At 45.1% G+C, this 17,806-nt stretch carries 15 protein-coding genes; 5 read left to right on the top strand and 10 right to left on the bottom strand.

The features are described 5' to 3' along the window. Nucleotides 1-74: 74 nt before the first annotated feature. Entirely contained in the window at nt 75-2,261 is a 2,187-nt protein-coding gene (locus K6Y21_RS01695) for a malate synthase G (protein ID WP_233069934.1), read from the bottom strand. A 138-nt stretch (nt 2,262-2,399) separates the two neighbouring features. Here K6Y21_RS01695 and K6Y21_RS01690 point away from each other — a divergent pair, with 138 nt between their 5' ends. After that, a complete protein-coding gene (locus tag K6Y21_RS01690) occupies nt 2,400-3,986 on the top strand; it encodes a DUF3612 domain-containing protein (RefSeq protein ID WP_233069933.1) in 1,587 nt (528 codons plus the stop codon). An 89-nt stretch (nt 3,987-4,075) separates the two neighbouring features. On the opposite strand, the gene K6Y21_RS01685 is transcribed toward K6Y21_RS01690, so the two are convergent. The 3 genes from K6Y21_RS01685 to K6Y21_RS01675 all read right to left on the bottom strand — a co-directional run bounded on the left by K6Y21_RS01685 (nt 4,076) and on the right by K6Y21_RS01675 (nt 7,820). Next, complete coding sequence (locus K6Y21_RS01685; RefSeq protein ID WP_233069932.1) at nt 4,076-5,926, bottom strand: methyl-accepting chemotaxis protein; 1,851 nt, start codon at nt 5,924-5,926, stop codon at nt 4,076-4,078. A gap of 237 nt (nt 5,927-6,163) precedes the next feature. Beyond that, nucleotides 6,164-6,838 carry a DUF2913 family protein gene (locus tag K6Y21_RS01680; protein ID WP_233069931.1) on the bottom strand — a complete coding sequence of 225 codons (675 nt, stop codon included), beginning with the start codon at nt 6,836-6,838 and terminating at the stop codon, nt 6,164-6,166. A gap of 100 nt (nt 6,839-6,938) precedes the next feature. After that, on the bottom strand, nt 6,939-7,820 hold the full coding sequence (locus tag K6Y21_RS01675) for a helix-turn-helix domain-containing protein (protein WP_233069930.1): 882 nt from the start codon (nt 7,818-7,820) through the stop codon (nt 6,939-6,941). A 181-nt stretch (nt 7,821-8,001) separates the two neighbouring features. On the opposite strand from K6Y21_RS01675, the gene K6Y21_RS01670 reads away from it, so the two are divergent. After that, nucleotides 8,002-9,261, top strand: a complete 1,260-nt coding sequence (locus K6Y21_RS01670; protein ID WP_233069929.1) for a sugar efflux transporter — start codon at nt 8,002-8,004, stop codon at nt 9,259-9,261. Between the two features lie 139 nt (nt 9,262-9,400). Here K6Y21_RS01670 and K6Y21_RS01665 read toward each other — a convergent pair whose 3' ends face one another. The 6 genes from K6Y21_RS01665 to K6Y21_RS01640 form a co-directional block, all read right to left on the bottom strand. Continuing rightward, nucleotides 9,401-9,610: a cold-shock protein gene (locus K6Y21_RS01665; RefSeq protein ID WP_233069928.1), complete on the bottom strand. Its 210-nt coding sequence runs from the start codon at nt 9,608-9,610 to the stop codon at nt 9,401-9,403. Nucleotides 9,611-9,927: 317 nt separating this feature from the next. Beyond that, nucleotides 9,928-10,647, bottom strand: coding sequence for a TIGR01621 family pseudouridine synthase (locus K6Y21_RS01660; RefSeq protein ID WP_233069927.1), 720 nt, complete (start codon nt 10,645-10,647; stop codon nt 9,928-9,930). A 134-nt stretch (nt 10,648-10,781) separates the two neighbouring features. Continuing rightward, entirely contained in the window at nt 10,782-11,525 is a 744-nt protein-coding gene (locus tag K6Y21_RS01655; RefSeq protein WP_233069926.1) for an ABC transporter permease, read from the bottom strand. Between the two features lie 2 nt (nt 11,526-11,527). After that, nucleotides 11,528-12,271 carry an ABC transporter permease gene (locus K6Y21_RS01650; RefSeq protein ID WP_233069925.1) on the bottom strand — a complete coding sequence of 248 codons (744 nt, stop codon included), beginning with the start codon at nt 12,269-12,271 and terminating at the stop codon, nt 11,528-11,530. 168 nt (nt 12,272-12,439) lie between these two features. After that, nucleotides 12,440-13,213: an ABC transporter substrate-binding protein gene (locus K6Y21_RS01645; protein ID WP_233069924.1), complete on the bottom strand. Its 774-nt coding sequence runs from the start codon at nt 13,211-13,213 to the stop codon at nt 12,440-12,442. A gap of 130 nt (nt 13,214-13,343) precedes the next feature. Continuing rightward, nucleotides 13,344-14,114 (bottom strand): ABC transporter ATP-binding protein, encoded by a 771-nt coding sequence (locus tag K6Y21_RS01640; protein ID WP_233069923.1) that lies wholly within the window; start codon nt 14,112-14,114, stop codon nt 13,344-13,346. A gap of 707 nt (nt 14,115-14,821) precedes the next feature. Between K6Y21_RS01640 and K6Y21_RS01635 the strand changes: the two genes are divergently transcribed. From K6Y21_RS01635 to K6Y21_RS01625, 3 genes are all read left to right on the top strand, one after another. Beyond that, complete coding sequence (locus K6Y21_RS01635) at nt 14,822-15,430, top strand: acetate uptake transporter (RefSeq protein ID WP_233069922.1); 609 nt, start codon at nt 14,822-14,824, stop codon at nt 15,428-15,430. A 248-nt stretch (nt 15,431-15,678) separates the two neighbouring features. After that, nucleotides 15,679-16,773, top strand: a complete 1,095-nt coding sequence (locus K6Y21_RS01630) for a YjgN family protein (protein WP_233069921.1) — start codon at nt 15,679-15,681, stop codon at nt 16,771-16,773. After that, a complete protein-coding gene (locus K6Y21_RS01625) occupies nt 16,770-17,780 on the top strand; it encodes a M48 family metallopeptidase (RefSeq protein ID WP_233069920.1) in 1,011 nt (336 codons plus the stop codon). The genes K6Y21_RS01630 and K6Y21_RS01625 overlap by 4 nt, the downstream gene beginning before the upstream one ends. Nucleotides 17,781-17,806 lie beyond the last annotated feature (26 nt).

Below are 17,806 nucleotides of genomic sequence, written 5' to 3'. Positions count from 1 at the left end.
AGCTAGCGAAAGTTATCTACTTACTTGGAGTGACTATTCGCCAACGTTCCTTGCAGTGTTGCCATATCACCCAATTAGCCAGCTTGTTTTGCTAATCGGCGATATTGATGTAACAGGGGTTCGGTGTAACCACTGGGTTGATTTCCTCCTTCGAAAATTAATGCTTTAGCACTTTGAAACGCTAAGCTGTTATCAAGATCTGGGGTCATAGGGCGATAGCCCTTTACCCCGGCGTTTTGTTGGTCGACCTTAGCGGCCATGGTTGCCATCACATCGAGAACTTGCTCAGTGCTGCAAATGCCGTGCTTGAGCCAATTCGCTAGGTGTTGGCTGGAAATGCGCAGCGTGGCGCGATCTTCCATTAATCCTATGTTGTTGATATCGGGTACCTTAGAGCAGCCCACGCCCATCTCAACCCAGCGCACCACGTAGCCCAAAATGCCTTGAATATTGTTGGCGAGCTCTTGCTCAATCTCATTGGCCGTTAAGGTGCGATGAGTTGGTAGTAAAGGTTGGGTTAGTACATCTTTTAATGCGGCTGGAGTACGTTTAGCCAGCGTTTGCTGAACTTGATGCACATCCACTTGGTGATAGTGCAAGGCGTGTAGCACGGCAGCGGTGGGTGATGGTACCCAAGCAGTACTTGCGCCGGCTTTTGGATGATCGATTTTCGCTTTCATCATTGCCGCCATTTCATCTGGCATCGCCCACATGCCTTTGCCAATTTGCGCCTTGCCAACAAAACCACAGCTCAAGCCAGCATCTACATTGGCGTCTTCGTAGGCTTGGATCCAAACTTGCTGCTTGATTTCGTTTTTCGGTAAAAATGCGCCGGCTTCCATGCTGGTGTGAATTTCATCGCCGGTGCGATCCAAAAAGCCGGTATTAATAAAGAACACACGCTCACGCGCCTCATAAATACACGCTTTTAGATTAACCGTGGTGCGACGCTCTTCATCCATGATGCCAAGCTTGATGGTATTGCGAGTAAGGCCAAGCATGTCCTCAACGCGGCTAAATAGCTTACAGGTAAAGGCCACTTCGGCAGGGCCATGCATTTTCGGTTTAACAATATAAATACTGCCACGGCGTGAATTGTGAATATCACGCTTACTCATATCGGTGTCATTCATATGAGCAAGGTCATACATGGCAATCAAGCTGGTCACCACCGCATCAACAATGCCTTCTGGTGCAAAGTTGCCTTGAGCATCTTGCATCAACTCGGTATCCATCAAGTGACCCACATTGCGCACCAACAATAATGAGCGGCCATGTAAACGATACTCTTCGCCATCTTTGCAGTTAAATATCTTGTCAGGGTTAAGATGGCGCTCCATTAATGCACCGCCTTTTTCAAACGTAGCGGTGAGGTTACCCTGAATCAGCCCCATCCAATTGCGATAAGCCGTTATTTTGTCTTGGGCATCCACTGCCGCGATGGAGTCTTCTAAGTCCATGATGGTACTTAACGCCGCTTCCACCTTAATATCATCAATACCCGATAAATCGTGCTGACCGATAAAGCCGTTACGATCTATCATGAGCTCTATATGCAGGCCATTGTTTTTCAAAACAATTGAACTGGGATCTGCCTTAGAGTTAGCAAATGCCACAAATTGACAAGGTGTCACTAAACCCGACTCTGAGCCATCAGGAAAATAAGCTAACAAGTGTTGGAAATAAACCGTATAACTGGCCACATCATGATGTGAGCCTTTCTCTAATGGGAACACTTGGTCTAAAAAGTCTTTAGCAAAGTCAATAACATGTTTACCACGCGCAGGATTGTATTTACGGCCCGGCGCCAATCCAGACGTTGATGGAATCGCATCGGTGCCGTACAAGGCATCATAAAGACTTCCCCAGCGCGCATTCGCCGCATTAAGCGCAAACCTTGCATTCATGACCGGAACAACTAACTGCGGGCCTGCGATGGTCGCAATCTCTTCATCTACATGCTGGGTACTGATAGCAAATGGCGCAGGCTCATCCACTAGATAGTTAATGCTGCGTAAGAACGCCTCATAGCGATCTGCGTCAGCATTGGGGTTGGCTTGGTGCCATTGATCAATTTGATCTTGTAACTGTTGACGTGTGCGTAGTAATTCACGGTTCTCAGGGGCAAGTTCCTCAACTAACTCCGTGAAATCTTGCCAAAATTTGGCACTGTTTAATTGGGTATGTGGTAGCACTTCTTCGTTAATGAAGCGATAGAAGCCCTGATTAATTTCACATTGTTTTTTTAGTGCTTGGTTCATGGCCTCTTCCTCTTAAATCGGCAACAAAATGGTTAAAGTGTGAGCAGAAAGTGGTGTTTATTTGTTCACTGAATGGAAGTGTAGAGGAAGCAGGACTAAAATTTCACAATAGAAATTTCACAATGTAAATTTTACAAAATGAAAAATAATAAAACCTTATATCGGCAATCTCATTTTCTTGGCACTAAAATCAGAAACTTACGTAAAAGGAACAATCTAACACTGGAGCACTTATCGGCCCGCTGTGTAAAAATTGATCCCGAAGAAGCCCCTTCTGTGTCGTACTTATCCATGATTGAGCGTGGTAAACGGGTGCCCAGTGAAGCCATGTTGACAGTGATTGCAACGGTTTTTCAAAAAGAATTAACCTGGTTTCTCGACGATGAACCCGAGCCACAAGATATCACCCCCGATAAAGGTAACCGCGGTGGCATTAGTGGTATTGCACTCGAACCGAGCTTTTTATTCTCCAATGATATTTTACAAATTGCCATTCCCGAGATGCTGTCGCAAACCGGCACCACAGGGCGCCAATTTGCTCACTTGCTGATCCGGGCTTATCAAGAGCATCATCAAAATCATTTTCCCGATCTAGAGCGTGCTGCCGAATCCGTTGGCCACAAACGTATGCCTCTTCATGTGAATGATTTACTTGATATTGCTAAACAAGTGGGTTTAGACGTGCATTGGTTTGAACGCGCTGACGAACACTTTATCGATGACCAAGGCCAGCCCAGCCAAAGTATCATTACGTCCTTCTTTGAGCCACCCAATGGCGTGTATTTAAACCAACAGCTTAAGCAACATGTGCCTCGGCTTAAATATGATCTCGCGGTCCACATAGGCCACTGTGTTCTGCACAATAATGACGGCATGAAAAGCGTGATGATTGCAGGTAAAAATCAAAGTCTCGGTTTACATCAAGAAAGCAATGAGCAGCGCACGGTGACGACCCTGGAATCCCAAGATATTTTGCATGCTTGGCGCGATTTTGAATGCAGCTTTTTCGCCGGCGCCTTATTGTGCCCAAAGGTGCCCTTTCGCCAATTATTAGATCGCCAAGGCTATGAAGTGAATGTCAGCCAATTGCTGGAAGTCTCTGAATCTGTGGTAATGCGCCGAATGACGGCCGTGTCCCCCTACCCCCATTGGCATTACTTTGATGCTTATGCGCCGGGCAAGTTAAAGGCCGTGTATCGCGGCAATGGTATTCCACTACCTTGGGGTAATATGCGCTTAGTCAATGACCCTTGCCAGCATTGGTCGGTATTTCGCATGATCAATACAGATACCCCAGGAACATGCGCTCAAATTTCCATTTTAAATCATGGGGATACTCCTAGAATCTATTGCTGTGAATCAATCAAGGTGGCGGATATCGCCGACAACCGCCATGTATTGTGCAGTGGCATCGACCTTAACCCAGCGCTGGAAGCCCAAGGCCATGACAGCGTTGCCATTGCAACCGAGTTAAAACAGGCCTGCATTCGCCAGGGCGGAGAGGCAAAAATCCCATATTCAATCAAAAAAATTCTGCAAAGTGTCGCGCAAATCTTAAATATTGCCTGGGTCGAGCGGGGTATTAACAGCCCTGCTCGTTTAATTTGTGCCCGCGGCGGCGAATGCCCAAGAGAGCCAACATGCTATAACCAACACTGCCCAGATCAACCCCGTTTTGATGTGCAGCAAATACAAGCTGAGATCCTTGCTTCCTTAGCCAAGTAGACCGTTTATATAAAAAATGGCTGGCGCTCTTTTTATCAAAGTAACACCAGCCATCTAACCGGAATGCGGATCTTATATTTTAACAGGCTCTAGACAATAAAACGCGCCACGTCTTTTTGCATTTCGTCGGCATGAAGTTGCAGCTCATGATTGCTGCGTTTGTTGTTATTGGCATCGGCTAATAACTGCTCTGCCGCACAAGATATACTGTGGGTTGCATCGCTCACGTGCGCCACCGTGGTTTTCTGCTCTGCGGTGGCCAAGGCAATTTGCGCCGTCATCTCCTTAATGCGATCAAACTCAAGTCGAGTTTGCATAATATGATCGCTCGCCTGTTTTACCTGATCGACCGTGCTATCGACTAACACTAAACCCGATTCCATCGATTGAGAAGATTGCTGAACGACCTGCTGCAGTTGATTGATGATTTTTTCGATATCCACCGTTGAGGTTTGAGTTCGCTGGGCTAAGGTGCGAACTTCATCCGCCACCACAGCAAAACCCCGACCACTTTCACCTGCTCTTGCAGCTTCGATAGCAGCGTTAAGGGCAAGTAAATTCGTTTGCTCGGTAATTTCACGGATCACAGCCACCACTTGACCTATTTCCTGGCTCGCGCGGGCTAAATCAGCAACCCGATGAACACTTTGGCTCACTTGGTGTTGCAGTTGCGTGATCTGCTCTTGGGCTTGCTGCATCGCAGTATCGCTTTGACGAATAATGTCATCGGCTTGTTCAGCACTAAGTGACACCTGCTGGGTATGCTGAGCCACCTGCTCAACAGCGATGGTCATCTGCTCAATAGAGCTTGCCACGGCTAAGGTTTTATTGCGCTGCTCTTCTATTGCTTGAGAAGAGCTATTGGCTAACAGGGCACTGTCTTTGGCACTGCTGCCTACGGCAACCCCTTTATCTTTAATTTCTAACACTAGGCTTGCCGTTGTGCGGATAAAGCCATTGATGGCATTCGCTAACCTTGCTATCTCATCCCTACCTTGAATGTCGATTTGCTGAGTAAGATCGCCATCACCATTACAAATGTCTTCCATTCTCAAGGTCGCCATTTTCAAGCGTTGCGTGACCCGCAAGGATTGCCAGATCAAAAAGGTGGCAATTAACGCTGTTAATAGCAAGGCAATGCTAATGCCGCTCATTCGGCTGTGCTCTAGCTGTTCAATAAGCTGCTCTTCGAGTAACGCACTTAAATCTGCAATTTCCCCTTCTACCTCATGAATATTGCCACGTAACTCGCCACGTAACCCTGACGATTCATCTAAACCTCGTGTCACTAAGGCCTCGGCGAGTTCATTGGTTACCTTTTCATACTCACTGATGGCTTGATGCTGAGAGCTTGTGGGATCTTCAAGACGGGTTTTTACGAACGAAATATGTTGATTTAACTTAGGTTGTAAGGCCAGATCTCGGCTGGCAGTAAAGTGTTGCTCTAACAAGACTAATTTAAGGATGTCAGCCTGCCAGCTGGCATCTTGTACGTAACGCACACTTTGATACACGCTTTGCTGCGCTTGTTTTAACTGAGCCTGTAATCCTTGATGAGTATCCAGACCGATGCGCTTATCAACGGCTACCAAACGTTCAAATGTTTGTGCATAACTATCAAGTAATTGATTACTTTTGTCTATATCTTGATGCACTGCCGCTAGAGGTAGGCTTGTTTTAAACCAAGCTAAGCGTTGCTTCATTTGTGTTAAACGGGCTTGAAACTTGGCGATATATTTTTCATTTTTACGCAGTAAAAAGTCTTTTTCGTGGCGGCGTAACATCAGCATGTCTGTTTGTAAATTCTTTGCCTGCACTTGCTGGTAACCCAAGGTTTGCATGTCGCCGCTGGCTTGCCACAGTAAAGCAGACATCAGCCCCAAACCCAAAAGCACAAACAACGAAATGAATAAAAACACTTGTTTGATTGACAAAGACATATCGAATACACCTTATTGTTAGATTACCCTAAGTGGCATTTCAATATTAGTCGATGCCAATCACTCACAGCAGGGCGACTGATAAAACCGCGATATTGGCGATAAAAGGGCAATAGAACCGATTAAAAGGTTATTTTTTATGATCAGCTTGGATAAAAAAGCCCTGAGGATGGGCTTAGGCAACTGAACCTTGACCGTAGGTCATTAAATTAGGCACGCAACGAGCCTGCCACCTTTTTATGCTGCGGGTGAAGTGAGCATCTCATTAGGAAATTCAGGTAAAAAGTCACCTTTGTTACTTGGAAAAATAAGGTATTCACCGTGGAACTTCACTTTGGATTTGTAATCCGTTTTTTTAAACAAAAGCAGCTGTTGTTGATAGGCAAGATCCACCAATTGGGTAACGTCACCGCGCACATACAAAGACAGAGGTCGTATTAAGCGCCGCTCGGTTTCATTGATGGCATCGGCGTATTGCTTAGCACAAATAATCAACGAGTCTTGACCGTTGCTGTTTAACTTCATTTTGCGTGCTAACTCGACTTGATCGATGACATTCCAATTAGCTTCCGTCAATTGCTCTAACAGGGTTTGCAACTGGGGCTCATACACCTTCACTAACTGATGTTGACTATCTCGCACATGAGCATAAGTGGCTAAAATGCGTTTTAAGATCGGTAGAATGTCGGCTTTTTTGCCTAAACTGCGGCCTTGCTGTTGCCAATTTAAGAGGGTTTTCGCCACACAATGGGGGAACCGCTGCAACTTAATGGCTTTTGTTACCCAGGCGTTGATGTAGTGAGCTTCATTCACTGGGGTTCTTGACACCCCTCCTTGCTGACACGCTTGCTCTAGCTCTAATAATGCGGTTTCGGCAACTAAGGTAATGGCTTTGGCAAAATCATCATTCATGGCATGGCTCTTTGGGTATAAAAAAGCCCATAGTCTAGCTTATTTATGAGTGCCTGTTGATCTTTATTCATCCATTCAAAAAGGCGAGTATCCTCCCGCGTTATCGGGGCTTGTCTTGTCCACCCGTGGCAAACCGGCGACGAAACGCAGACGGTGTCATGCCTTTAAATTGCCTAAATTGACGATTAAAATTTGCCAGGTTATTAAAGCCAACCTGATCGGCTATCACGGCAATGCCCTGCTTACTGTTGATAAGCTGTTGGCACGCTTTGCCGACCCGATATTGGTTCAAATGAACCGTAAAGCTCTCGTTAAAATGTTTATCGAACATACGTTGTACACTGCTGGCGCTCATGTGCAGTAGGTCGCAAATGTCCTGAATTCGAATATCTTGATGAAACTGGTCAGCAATGAAATGAGCGACCTTGGCCAGTTTATGTTGAGCCACTTCATCTTCCTGCCAAGTCAGGTGGCGGCCACGGGTTAGGTTTTCCACCTGCGGACATTCTGCCATCAAGATCAAAATCTCTATCAGATTATTGACCTGCCTCATCGGGCTCAGCTCATCATGGATACAAAGCCGCTCAAACACCGCTTGTGCCAACGTTTGGGGAAATAGGATCCCCTGCTGGGCATGGCAGAAAAGCTTCTCGATCGGTTTAAACTCGGGGATGGATTTCACCACTTCATTCAGCCATAAGGGGTTAAACCATACCGCAAATGTATCACTGTGGTGAGCCCCATTGAGTAAATTGCTGATGCAACTTGTGTGAGGTAAATTTGGACCAATTAAGGCTAATGTATTGTGACCATAAGGAATAATACTGTCATCAACAAATAACTGTCCCATGCTGTCACGTTGTAAGATCAGCTCGTACTCCAAATGATAATGCCAATCAAACTTGGCCCCCGCACATTGATAACGCGCCACTCGCCAAGGGCAGGCAAGATCACCACTGATTTTTTCCATATAAGGCTTCATCGTTCATTTTCCCCATTGCCTTGACGCTGATGTTGCTGCGTTAATCATAACGCAAAGAGTACTATAAACTCACAACCTACCTTAAGATTGAGGTAATAATATCAAACCATGACTGAAGGCTATCACTTTTTATGGCTACAACCTCGTACAGTGACGGAACATTTTTTATAGCGAGGTGATTATGTTCAAACAGCCTGTTTCCCTTGGGTTTATCCTAAGTACCTTTATCTGCGGACTCACGACGGCGTTGGTGTTTCCGTTAACGAGCTTATATTTAATCAATGAAGTGGGCGCAAGCCCAATGGCGATGAGTTATTACTTGGCTGCCATGGTATTAAGTGGCGTCATGGTTTCTTTGTATCTCGCCAAGCAATCCGACCGCGGGTGGTCACGCAAAAAAATCTTAGTGCTTGCACAGGTAGGCTTTTGCCTAGGTGTGTTGACGATGGCGCTGACCAGTGATTATTGGCTGACGTTAGCCAGTGCAATTTGTTTTTTAAGTTTTAGTAATGCGGCCTTACCCCAACTTTTTACCTTGGGCAGACTGTATGCCGACCAAACTATGCCGGAGCAAAGTACGCAGTTTGTGTCTGTGATGCGTGCTGGCATTGCCTTGGCATGGGTGATTGGGCCGCCGATTGCTTTTATGTTACAAGCCAGTTTTGGCTTTGCTTTAACTTTTATCAGCTCCGCCACGTTGGCGCTGATGCTGATCGGTCTGATCATCTACTTACCCACGGTTAATGCCAGCGCAACCAAAGCGACAGCCGAGCCAGCAACAGCGCCTGATAGCGCGAACCCAACTTCGACTGAACCTCAGATGCAATCCAACCCCAGTACTATCACTTCCAATTGGTTAAAGGTGCCCGGTGTTGCATTATTTCTGGTCAGTATTTTGGCCATGTGCTCAGCCAATACCATGTACTTAACCGCGCTCCCCCTCTACCTCAGCCAAGAGCTTAACACCTCTGCTCAATTAGCGGGCTATATGATGGGCACGGCGGCCTTGTTTGAAATTCCAATAATGATCTTAGCCGGCACCCTAGCTGTCAAACTGGGAAATCATAGGTTAATGTTCATGGCCTTTGTTGCAGGTGTGATCTTTTATATCGGCATGGTCAGCCTAGATAACCCCAGTGGATTACTTTTGATCCAACTATTTAACGGCATTTTTATCGCCATTGCTGCTTGTATCGGCCTCGTTATCATTCAAGACATGATGCCCAAGCAACTCGGATTGGCGACAACCTTGTTCAATAATGCGCAACAATTAAGTTTATTACTGGGTAGCTTGTTGGTCGGTATGATCGCGCAACATTTCAACTATTACAGTGTTTTTCTTGCCTGTTTAATCGCCATGTTCATTGCGTTAACTTGCTTCGCATTGATGCAAAAAAGCCTATATCAACGACGCACTCAATGCGTACCAAAAATAGCTTAGGATGCTTATTGCGGGGGAGTGCTACTAAGCCCTCTGCAGTTGGCTGCCGCCATCGCGATTAAAGCTGAGCTGTGGGCATTCGGGCAAAAAAAAAACGAGACCTTAGGTCTCGTTTTTTGCATTGAAAACAATCGCTCTATTATAGAGGTACGATGTTCTCAGCTTGTGGGCCTTTTTGGCCTTGAGTCACTTCGAACTGAACTTTTTGGCCTTCAGCTAGTGTTTTGAAACCAGTACCTTGGATTGCACGGAAGTGAGCAAATACGTCAGGACCATTCTCTTGTTGAATGAAACCGAAACCTTTTGCTTCGTTAAACCATTTTACTGTACCAGTAGTTGTATTAGACATAATAAATATCCTGTAAATTCAAGAGTAATAAGCTCATCGAGCTCGTTGTTTTGCTGGAAGTGTTGCTATTACTTATGAAAACAGGACTGAAGATGTGATTCTTTAATCCGGATGGTGCGCATAAATATAAACCGTACTTTCAAGCTAAAAAGATTATAAACCCCCTTCCCATTAAGTCAATGTATTTTGTGTTACTTTTAGGCGTATCTGATATACGAATAGAAAGGGGTAATTACATTTTAAAATCAACTACTAAGCTAACCCTGAATGACAGCTGAATAAGAGGGTGCCCTGTTGGTTGAGAAATGACAGCTTGATTAACGTGACGCGTTTTCTTTATCCCTTACTGGCTGAGGTAATTGGTAACTCGGCCAAGCCAGATCGGCCAAATTGCCTAATTGATCAAGGCAATCTTGGCATTCAGTCAGATTAAACAACTCCCCAGATAACGCGTTAGCTTGATATTGATACACGCGGCCCTGATAGGTAAAAGCGAGCTGGTAGGCATGCAGATAACCTCTATCAGCGCCATCTTGACCATAGCGACGATCACCCACAATGGGCGAGCCAATGCTTTTCAATGCCACCCTAAGTTGATGGGTTTTTCCCGTAAGAGGCTTAAGTACAAATAAGCGCAGCCCTGCGCGAACCCCAAAACTAAAAAAGTGCGTAATCGCGGGGTTATGTTGCGTCTTACAAAGTTTCCAACTGCCACGGCGGCTTTTCTGCATATCCCCCTTGATTAAGCCTTGTTTTTTTGTCGGCTTACTGTCACTTAACGCGATATAATACTTTTCAATCTGACGCTGAGCAAAAAGTTGAGCCAACGCAGCCGCCGCCACTGGCGACTTAGCCAGTAATAAGATCCCCGACGTTAGCTTATCTAACCTGTGTACGCTGTATAGCTTTTGCCCAAGGGATTGCTGCGCAGCCACTACTAAACCTGCTTCACCTTGCTCACTGTGGAAATTACTGCCGGCCTGCTTGTTAATCACCACAAAATCAGGTTCATCGGCAATTAACTCAAACATACTCATACGGTTTCACCTTAAAATTTAGCTATGATGCGCCTAAGAGCAAAAAATGAAAAAGGGCCAAATGGCCCCTTTATCTATAACCAATCAACTTGAAGATGCATGTTTTTACAGGTTGATTGGGTAAAGCAAAGCAATTATACCTCAAGGGGTTTAAGATGCTTATGCCACCGAGCTTCCCATTTCTTAAACAGGAACACGATCACAAAGGTGGTTAGCATATAAAGTAATCCCGCCGTGATAAAGGCTTCGAACGGTGCATAATAACGTGAATTGACGATGCGCGCTGCACCGGTAAGATCAACGATGGTCACCACGCCAGCTAACGCACTACCGTGTAACATGAAAATCACCTCATTACTGTAAGCCGGTAAGGCACGTCGAAATGCGCTCGGAAGCACAATACGAGACATGATTTTATAACGGCTTAAACCGTAAGCTTTGGCAGCTTCTATTTCGCCACTTGGCATAGTATTGATACTGCCACGCACGATTTCAGCGGTATAGGCGCCGGTATTAAGGGTAAAAGCCAGCAACGCACAAAACCACGCTTCTTGAAACCAAGGCCACAATAGCAGCGCCAAGGGATGCTCGTTATTGGCCAAGAATTGCCCAGCACCGTAATAAATCAAAAACAGCTGGATCAATAAGGGGGTGCCCCGGAAAAAATAGATAAACGCCCATGCCGGAAAACGCACAAACCAATTTTGGCTGTTATTCATGATGCCAGCAGGAACCGCAATAAACAGTCCCAAAAACAGTGAAAAAGCAACCAGCCATAAGGTTGTCCACAAGCCAGATAAATACAAAGGCCATTCGTCGGCGAGTAACTGAAAATATTCTATTTGGCCAAACCAATTAATGATTGCATCAAATCCCATAACTACCTCGACACGATGGCATATTTTTTCTCAGCAAGATTAAGCAGGCTGGTCGAAATAGCAGTAAAAACAAGAAAAATAAGCGCTACAACAAAATAGAAGGTAAATGGCATTTGGGTTGAACCACCCGCGTCACCAGCTGCTTTCACCATATCCTCTAGGCCTATGATAGACACCAAGGCAGTGGTTTTTAATAACACCAACCAATTATTGCCAAAACCGGGTAAGGCATGGCGCATCATTTGCGGAAACATAACACGGCGAAACACCATCATGCTGCTCATGCCATAGGCTCTTGCGGCTTCCAGCTGCCCTTTATCGACAGCGATAATCGCACCGCGAAACGTTTCGGCCATATACGCACCAAAGATAAAACCTATGGTGACAACGCCCGCAAAAAACGGACTCACATCAACATAATCGGGTAAGTAACTGGTCCATTCATGGTTCGGATTTTGGCCCGCAAAATATTCATTAAGCCAATCATTGAGGGTGACATTGAATTCATTGATAAATATCTGCCCACCAAAAAAGATCAGCATCATTAAGATCAAGTCAGGAATACCACGGATCACCGTTGTATATAGCGTCGCCCACCAGCGTATAAAAGCAATGGAAGAAAGTTTTGCTAAGGCTCCGAGCATACCCAGCACCACAGCAAGCAACAATGAAAGCAATGCCACTTCAAGGGTGATCCAAGCGCCAGCGAGGATGGTACCTTCATAACCTTGTAGGTCTAACAACATAAATAAATTCTTATTGCAGCAAAAAGCGTAAGGGAGCGACTCAAATGTAATCAGCAGGGTGCGTTAGCCATCGGCGCCCGATTGGGGAACCCGGATAGGGAAACCCATTGGCTGATAACTCCAGCCCCTGCTTTACTCTGATAACCGCTCCCTCGTTAGTCGACTTTGTTACTCGTCGCCGTAAATATCAAAATCGAAGTACTTGTCTTGTAGCTCTTTGTACTTACCATTCGCACGAATGGCTTTAATGGCTTCATTGAATTTAGCATGTAACTCGGTATCACCTTTACGCATTGCAATACCCGCGCCTTCACCAAACCACTTAGGATCATTGAGTTTTGGTCCAACAAACTCAAACGCATCGCCGCCTGGCTTGTTCAATAAGCCTTCTGAAATCGCTGCTGAGTCAATCATTACGTAATCAATTCGACCCGCTTTAAGATCAAGGTAGGCTTCATCAGCCGTGCCATAGCGTTTAACTTCTGCTTTAGGGAAGTTATCCGTTACATAAGTATCCATAGAGGTGGCACGTTGCACACCAATTCGCTTACCAGACATGAACGCTTCGGTTAATTCAATTGAAGTCCCTTTTTTTGCCGCAAAGCGCGCAGGGATATGTTGATATTTATCAGAAAACGCGACTTTCTTCTTACGCTCATCGGTGATGTCCATGGTTGCGATGATGGCGTCATATTTACGTGCTAACAACGCTGGGATAATGCCATCCCAATCTTGCTTAACTAAGGTACACTTCACTTTCATTTCTTCACAAAGTGCATTGGCAATATCAATGTCAAAGCCTTTCACTTCCCCATTTGGCTCAGTCCAGCTAAATGGAGGGTACGCGCCTTCGATACCGATACGTACATTTTTCCACTCTTTGGCTTGTGCAGTGCCAACAGCAGCGCACAAAATGGTTGCAGCGATGATTAGTTTTTTCATCTAAATTTCCCTCTTAGTTATTTAAGTGACAAGTCGTAAACATGGCCCGTCTACTTTTGTTGTGTTTGTACTACTGTAATGAGCTTCGAATAAGCCACTGCTTTTAGCCGAATGTTTTTAGTTTAGTAGGCTAATAAACAGATGAAATAAATTGTTTAAATCGCGCGGACTTAGGCTGAGTAAATATCAGCTCTGGTGCCCCTTCTTCTTCAACAAGACCCTGATGTAAAAACATCACCTTGTTTGACACATCGCGAGCAAAAGCCATTTCGTGTGTCACCACTAACATGGTGCGCCCTTCTTCAGCTAACTTACGCATAACCGTAAGTACTTCTCCCACTAATTCGGGATCCAGTGCCGATGTGGGCTCATCAAACAACATCACCTCAGGATCCACCGCTAAAGCGCGAGCGATGGCGGCGCGCTGTTGTTGCCCACCTGAAAGGTGGCCAGGATAATAATCACGGCGGTCATATAAGCCGACTTTATTTAAGTATTCGTGAGCCTGCTCGATGGCTTGCTTTTTCGGTATCCCCAATACATGAACCGGTGCTTCAATAATGTTTTGCAACACTGTCATATGTGACCATAAGTTAAAGCCTTGAAAAACCATGGCGAGACGGGCACGAATGGCTTCAACCTGCTTTTGATTAGCAGGAACACGTTCCCCATTTTTGAGCGGCTTCATTTGGATCAATTCACCTTTAACGTAAACATCACCGGCATTGGGCATTTCCAATAAATTGATGCAACGTAAAAACGTACTTTTCCCTGAACCCGAAGAGCCTAAAATGGATATAACATCGCCTTGGTTAGCCACTAGGTCGATTCCTTTTAGCACTTCATTTTGGCCAAATTTTTTATGCAGCGCTTTCACTTCTAAAGTGGGTATCGCATTCATTTGGGTACAGGTTCCTTAAACTGGTATGAACAAATTATGGGCTAATTGACGCCATTGCGCTAAAACAATGTTAAGCCGTTTATGTCAGTGGTTAATGACCGAATCAAACAAAGGCAAGGCAAAATATACTGCGGCTAATGAATTACCAAACCAAAGATAACGCCAACAAACGGGCTGAATCTAACATCTAGTCATTCACCAATAAAGCATATTTAGTCAAAATACGATTTTTTTGATAACTGCCACGATCAACATCACTTTTTGCCCTGATCGAGTCAAGTACTCAAGGATATCGCCACAAAACCCATGATTTAACAACCGACAGCAAACCTTAAACCCATCTCAAACCGTGACTGGTTCCTAAGTTACTCGTTGCAAAATTAGTCACTAAAGTAGATAACACCAACCACCCATAAAATAAACAACATTTCAAAACACAAACAAACGAAATCGCAAACGAATAAACCAAAAAAAAGGCAAGATAAAAACACACTACATACAATGAGAAAATAACCCCAAATACGTGTTATTAGTGCGACAAATAAGAGTTGTTAAGTTTTTGTTAGTCAAAATCAAGCACATTGATAATGACTATTTGCAAGATAATTAAATACGAAAAATGTTTTTAAATTACCTAGGAATGTGATCTGTATCCTGCTACATTCGCGCCGTTTCCCATCCCCTAACAAATTAAGGAGCGCACTAAGGTGTCAACAAACTACGCAAATCCGGGTCCACTTGGCTTAATGGGCTTTGGTATGACAACCGTATTACTGAATATTCACAATGCCGGTTTTTTTCCTATCAGTGCAATGATTTTAGCCATGGGGCTGTGTTACGGGGGAATGGCTCAGATCATTGCTGGCGTGCTTGAGTTCAGAAAAGGCAATACGTTTGGCTTAACTGCATTTACCTCTTACGGCTTTTTTTGGATTAGTTTAGTGGTGCTATTGATCCTCCCTGAACTAGGCTTGGCCGAGGCAACACCTCATGCTTATATGGGCTTTTATTTACTGATGTGGGGTATTTTTACCGCTTTTATGTTTGTCGGAACCCTAAGTCATAACAAAGCAACGCAATTTATCTTTGCTAGCTTAACCCTGTTGTTCTTTTTACTGGCTGCACGTGATTTCACCGGCTCAGAATTAATTGGTACATTAGCGGGTTTTGAAGGAATTATTTGTGGTGCCAGTGCAATCTATACCGCGATGGCAACCGTTATTAACGGCGAACTTGGCCGTGAAGTATTGCCATTAGGCGAAAAGAAGGCTAGCTCGCCAGTCCCAGTGGCCCAAGAGCAAGCCCAAGCAGCTTAACTAGCGCTCCTTAGATACAAACGCCCACCATAACCGAAAGAGACCGACTTTCGGTTATGGTTAACGGATTCCCCCTTCCATTGCCCTTGTAGACTGAGTCGGTATTGCCCATGAGATACGTCCCTTCACACTTTTTCGATAATTCACTCCACCTTGTTTAACCCCGATTGCTAATTAAGATGTTTGATTGATAAAATATTCACCTTAGTATCTTTACCATGCAACCTAGGCCATTATTGGAGTTAACAGTGAGCGAGCATCAAGGCGCCTTCGCGTCCACCCCCTCCCCGGCGAAAAAAGCCTATTATCGTGTTAATTTTACTGGCCAAGGGGGCGAGTACTTTAAGATCTGGATAGTCAACATCGCCCTGACCATTGTCACCCTAGGTATCTATTCAGCTTGGGCGAAAGTCAGAACCCGTCAATACTTCTACAACAACACGTTAATCAATAATACGAGCTTTCAATATCATGGTGAGCCTTTAGCAATTCTCAAGGGCAGGATCATCGCCGTCATTTTGTTTGTGCTGTATTCTTTTGCCGTTCATAGTTTGCCGATCATTGCCGTGCCCACATTTTTAATCTTTTTGGCAGCCTTACCTTGGATAGTCATGCGAGCGTTGGCCTTTAATGCCCGGATGACCTCTTTTAAGGGAGTCAGATTTAATTTCAACGCTAACTACACACAAACATTACAAATAGTACTGCTCTGGCCGATATTGTTAGTGTTCACTTTGGGCTTAATTTTTCCTTTAGTGAAGCATAAATACTATGAATTTGTAGCCAAACACATGAAATTTGGCACCAGTGAATTTGCCTATCAGGGCAAAATATCGGAAATGTTTATTATTTACCTCATCGCTATGGCGATCAGCGCCGGTATCACGACCGTAATGGTGTTGATTGGTGTAGTATTTGCTGGGGTTGCAGGCTTGGCTTCAGGCCTTGAAGATGCGTCAGGTGTGATGCTTTGGCTGGCATCAAGCGGTATCACCTTGTTCATCGTCTTTTACATCGCACTCAATTTGGTGATTTGGGCATTTATCCAAGCCAAAACCGTTAATCTAATCTTTAACAATCTGACATTAGGGGATAATCGTTTTTACGCCGATTTAAACTTTTCCCAAGTCGCCATTATTCAGTTTACCAATACCTTAGCGATTATTTTCTCATTAGGCCTCGCTTACCCTTGGGCCGCGATCCGCATGACTCGCTATCGTACTACTTGTATCCAAGTGATTGCCGCTGACGATTTAGACAATATCACAGCTGAGCAAGTGGCCAAACTCGGCGCCGTAGGTGATGAAGCCGCCGAAGTCTTCGATTTGGATCTGGCATTTTGATATCAATATCGGGTCACTATTATTCGGGGAAAACCAGCAAGGCGACCCCTTGCTGTTTACACTTACAGGGCGATAAACAGGTTCAACTCGTGGAAGTCGGCGGCTACTTTGCGTTAGCCCAACTGCGTATTCCAGCCAGAGTGGGCAATGGTAATCGTTGGGTCTATTTCCCTGATGGCAGCAGTTTTGAGTCAGCCGATACCGATGCCATCGATCAATTAAAGCAAGCCCAACCCGGCTTTAAGCTTCATTTGCACACATTTGAATCTCATTATCGCTACATCGTTGCCAGTTTAATCATTACGGTGGCATTTGTAGTGGCATTTGCTAAATGGGGGATCCCTGCTACAACGGCGCTGATTGCTCACAGCCTGCCTGAGCAAACCAATACCCTGATAGGCAACCAAAGCTTAGCACTGGTAGAGAACTCACTCTTTTCCCCCTCACAATTAAGTCAGCAACGTCAAGAGCAGGTGCTGGCACTGTTTCAACCTTTTTTAGCGCCTCATCATCAGGTGTTAATTCGCCATAGCGAAGCCCTTGGCGCCAATGCCATTGCGTTACCCAATGGGACATTAGTGTTCACCGACGCCATTATCGAGCTCACCAATGACCAAGAGTTGCTGGCTATTTTGGGTCACGAACTGGGCCATGTTGAACATAAACACGGCCTTCAGCAAATGGTCAGAAGCTCATTGATACTGTTTCTATATATGATGGTAACGGGTGATGCGGCTGGTGCATCATCTTCGGTGACTGCGCTGCCGGCCTTCTTATTAGAGCAAAGCTATTCTCGCGAATTTGAACGCGAAGCCGATGATCATGCGATTCAATTTTTACATCAACACCAGCTACCAGCCAATGCTCTGGCCAGCGCCCTAAACAAGCTTTACCACGCGAATAACATAGCGGTCGACCCTGAAACGCAATCAACAAATGTGCAAGATTATTTGTCCTCTCACCCCGCTCCGCCCGAGCGTTTACAGCGACTATCTCAAACCCCGTAAGGGTCATTGAATGACCCTTAACTCAA

It is taken from the genome of Motilimonas eburnea (genome assembly GCF_021295345.1).
GTDB lineage: Bacteria > Pseudomonadota > Gammaproteobacteria > Enterobacterales > CBDFNC01 > Motilimonas > Motilimonas eburnea.
The sequence above is the reverse complement of the archived record's forward strand: the minus strand, read 5'-3'. Positions and strand labels throughout refer to the sequence as shown.

Bases quoted from the DNA above. Each gene is read 5' to 3' on its own strand.
- K6Y21_RS01640 (WP_233069923.1), bottom strand. From the start codon at position 14,114: ATGAATGCGATACCCACTTTAGAAGTGAAAGCGCTGCATAAAAAATTT.
- K6Y21_RS01655 (WP_233069926.1), bottom strand. From the start codon at position 11,525: ATGGGATTTGATGCAATCATTAATTGGTTTGGCCAAATAGAATATTTT.
- K6Y21_RS01690 (WP_233069933.1), top strand. From the start codon at position 2,400: ATGAAAAATAATAAAACCTTATATCGGCAATCTCATTTTCTTGGCACT.
- K6Y21_RS01680 (WP_233069931.1), bottom strand. From the start codon at position 6,838: ATGAATGATGATTTTGCCAAAGCCATTACCTTAGTTGCCGAAACCGCA.
- K6Y21_RS01660 (WP_233069927.1), bottom strand. From the start codon at position 10,647: ATGAGTATGTTTGAGTTAATTGCCGATGAACCTGATTTTGTGGTGATT.
- K6Y21_RS01645 (WP_233069924.1), bottom strand. From the start codon at position 13,213: ATGAAAAAACTAATCATCGCTGCAACCATTTTGTGCGCTGCTGTTGGC.
- K6Y21_RS01665 (WP_233069928.1), bottom strand. From the start codon at position 9,610: ATGTCTAATACAACTACTGGTACAGTAAAATGGTTTAACGAAGCAAAA.
- K6Y21_RS01670 (WP_233069929.1), top strand. From the start codon at position 8,002: ATGTTCAAACAGCCTGTTTCCCTTGGGTTTATCCTAAGTACCTTTATC.
- K6Y21_RS01685 (WP_233069932.1), bottom strand. From the start codon at position 5,926: ATGTCTTTGTCAATCAAACAAGTGTTTTTATTCATTTCGTTGTTTGTG.
- K6Y21_RS01695 (WP_233069934.1), bottom strand. From the start codon at position 2,261: ATGAACCAAGCACTAAAAAAACAATGTGAAATTAATCAGGGCTTCTAT.
- K6Y21_RS01650 (WP_233069925.1), bottom strand. From the start codon at position 12,271: ATGTTGTTAGACCTACAAGGTTATGAAGGTACCATCCTCGCTGGCGCT.
- K6Y21_RS01675 (WP_233069930.1), bottom strand. From the start codon at position 7,820: ATGAAGCCTTATATGGAAAAAATCAGTGGTGATCTTGCCTGCCCTTGG.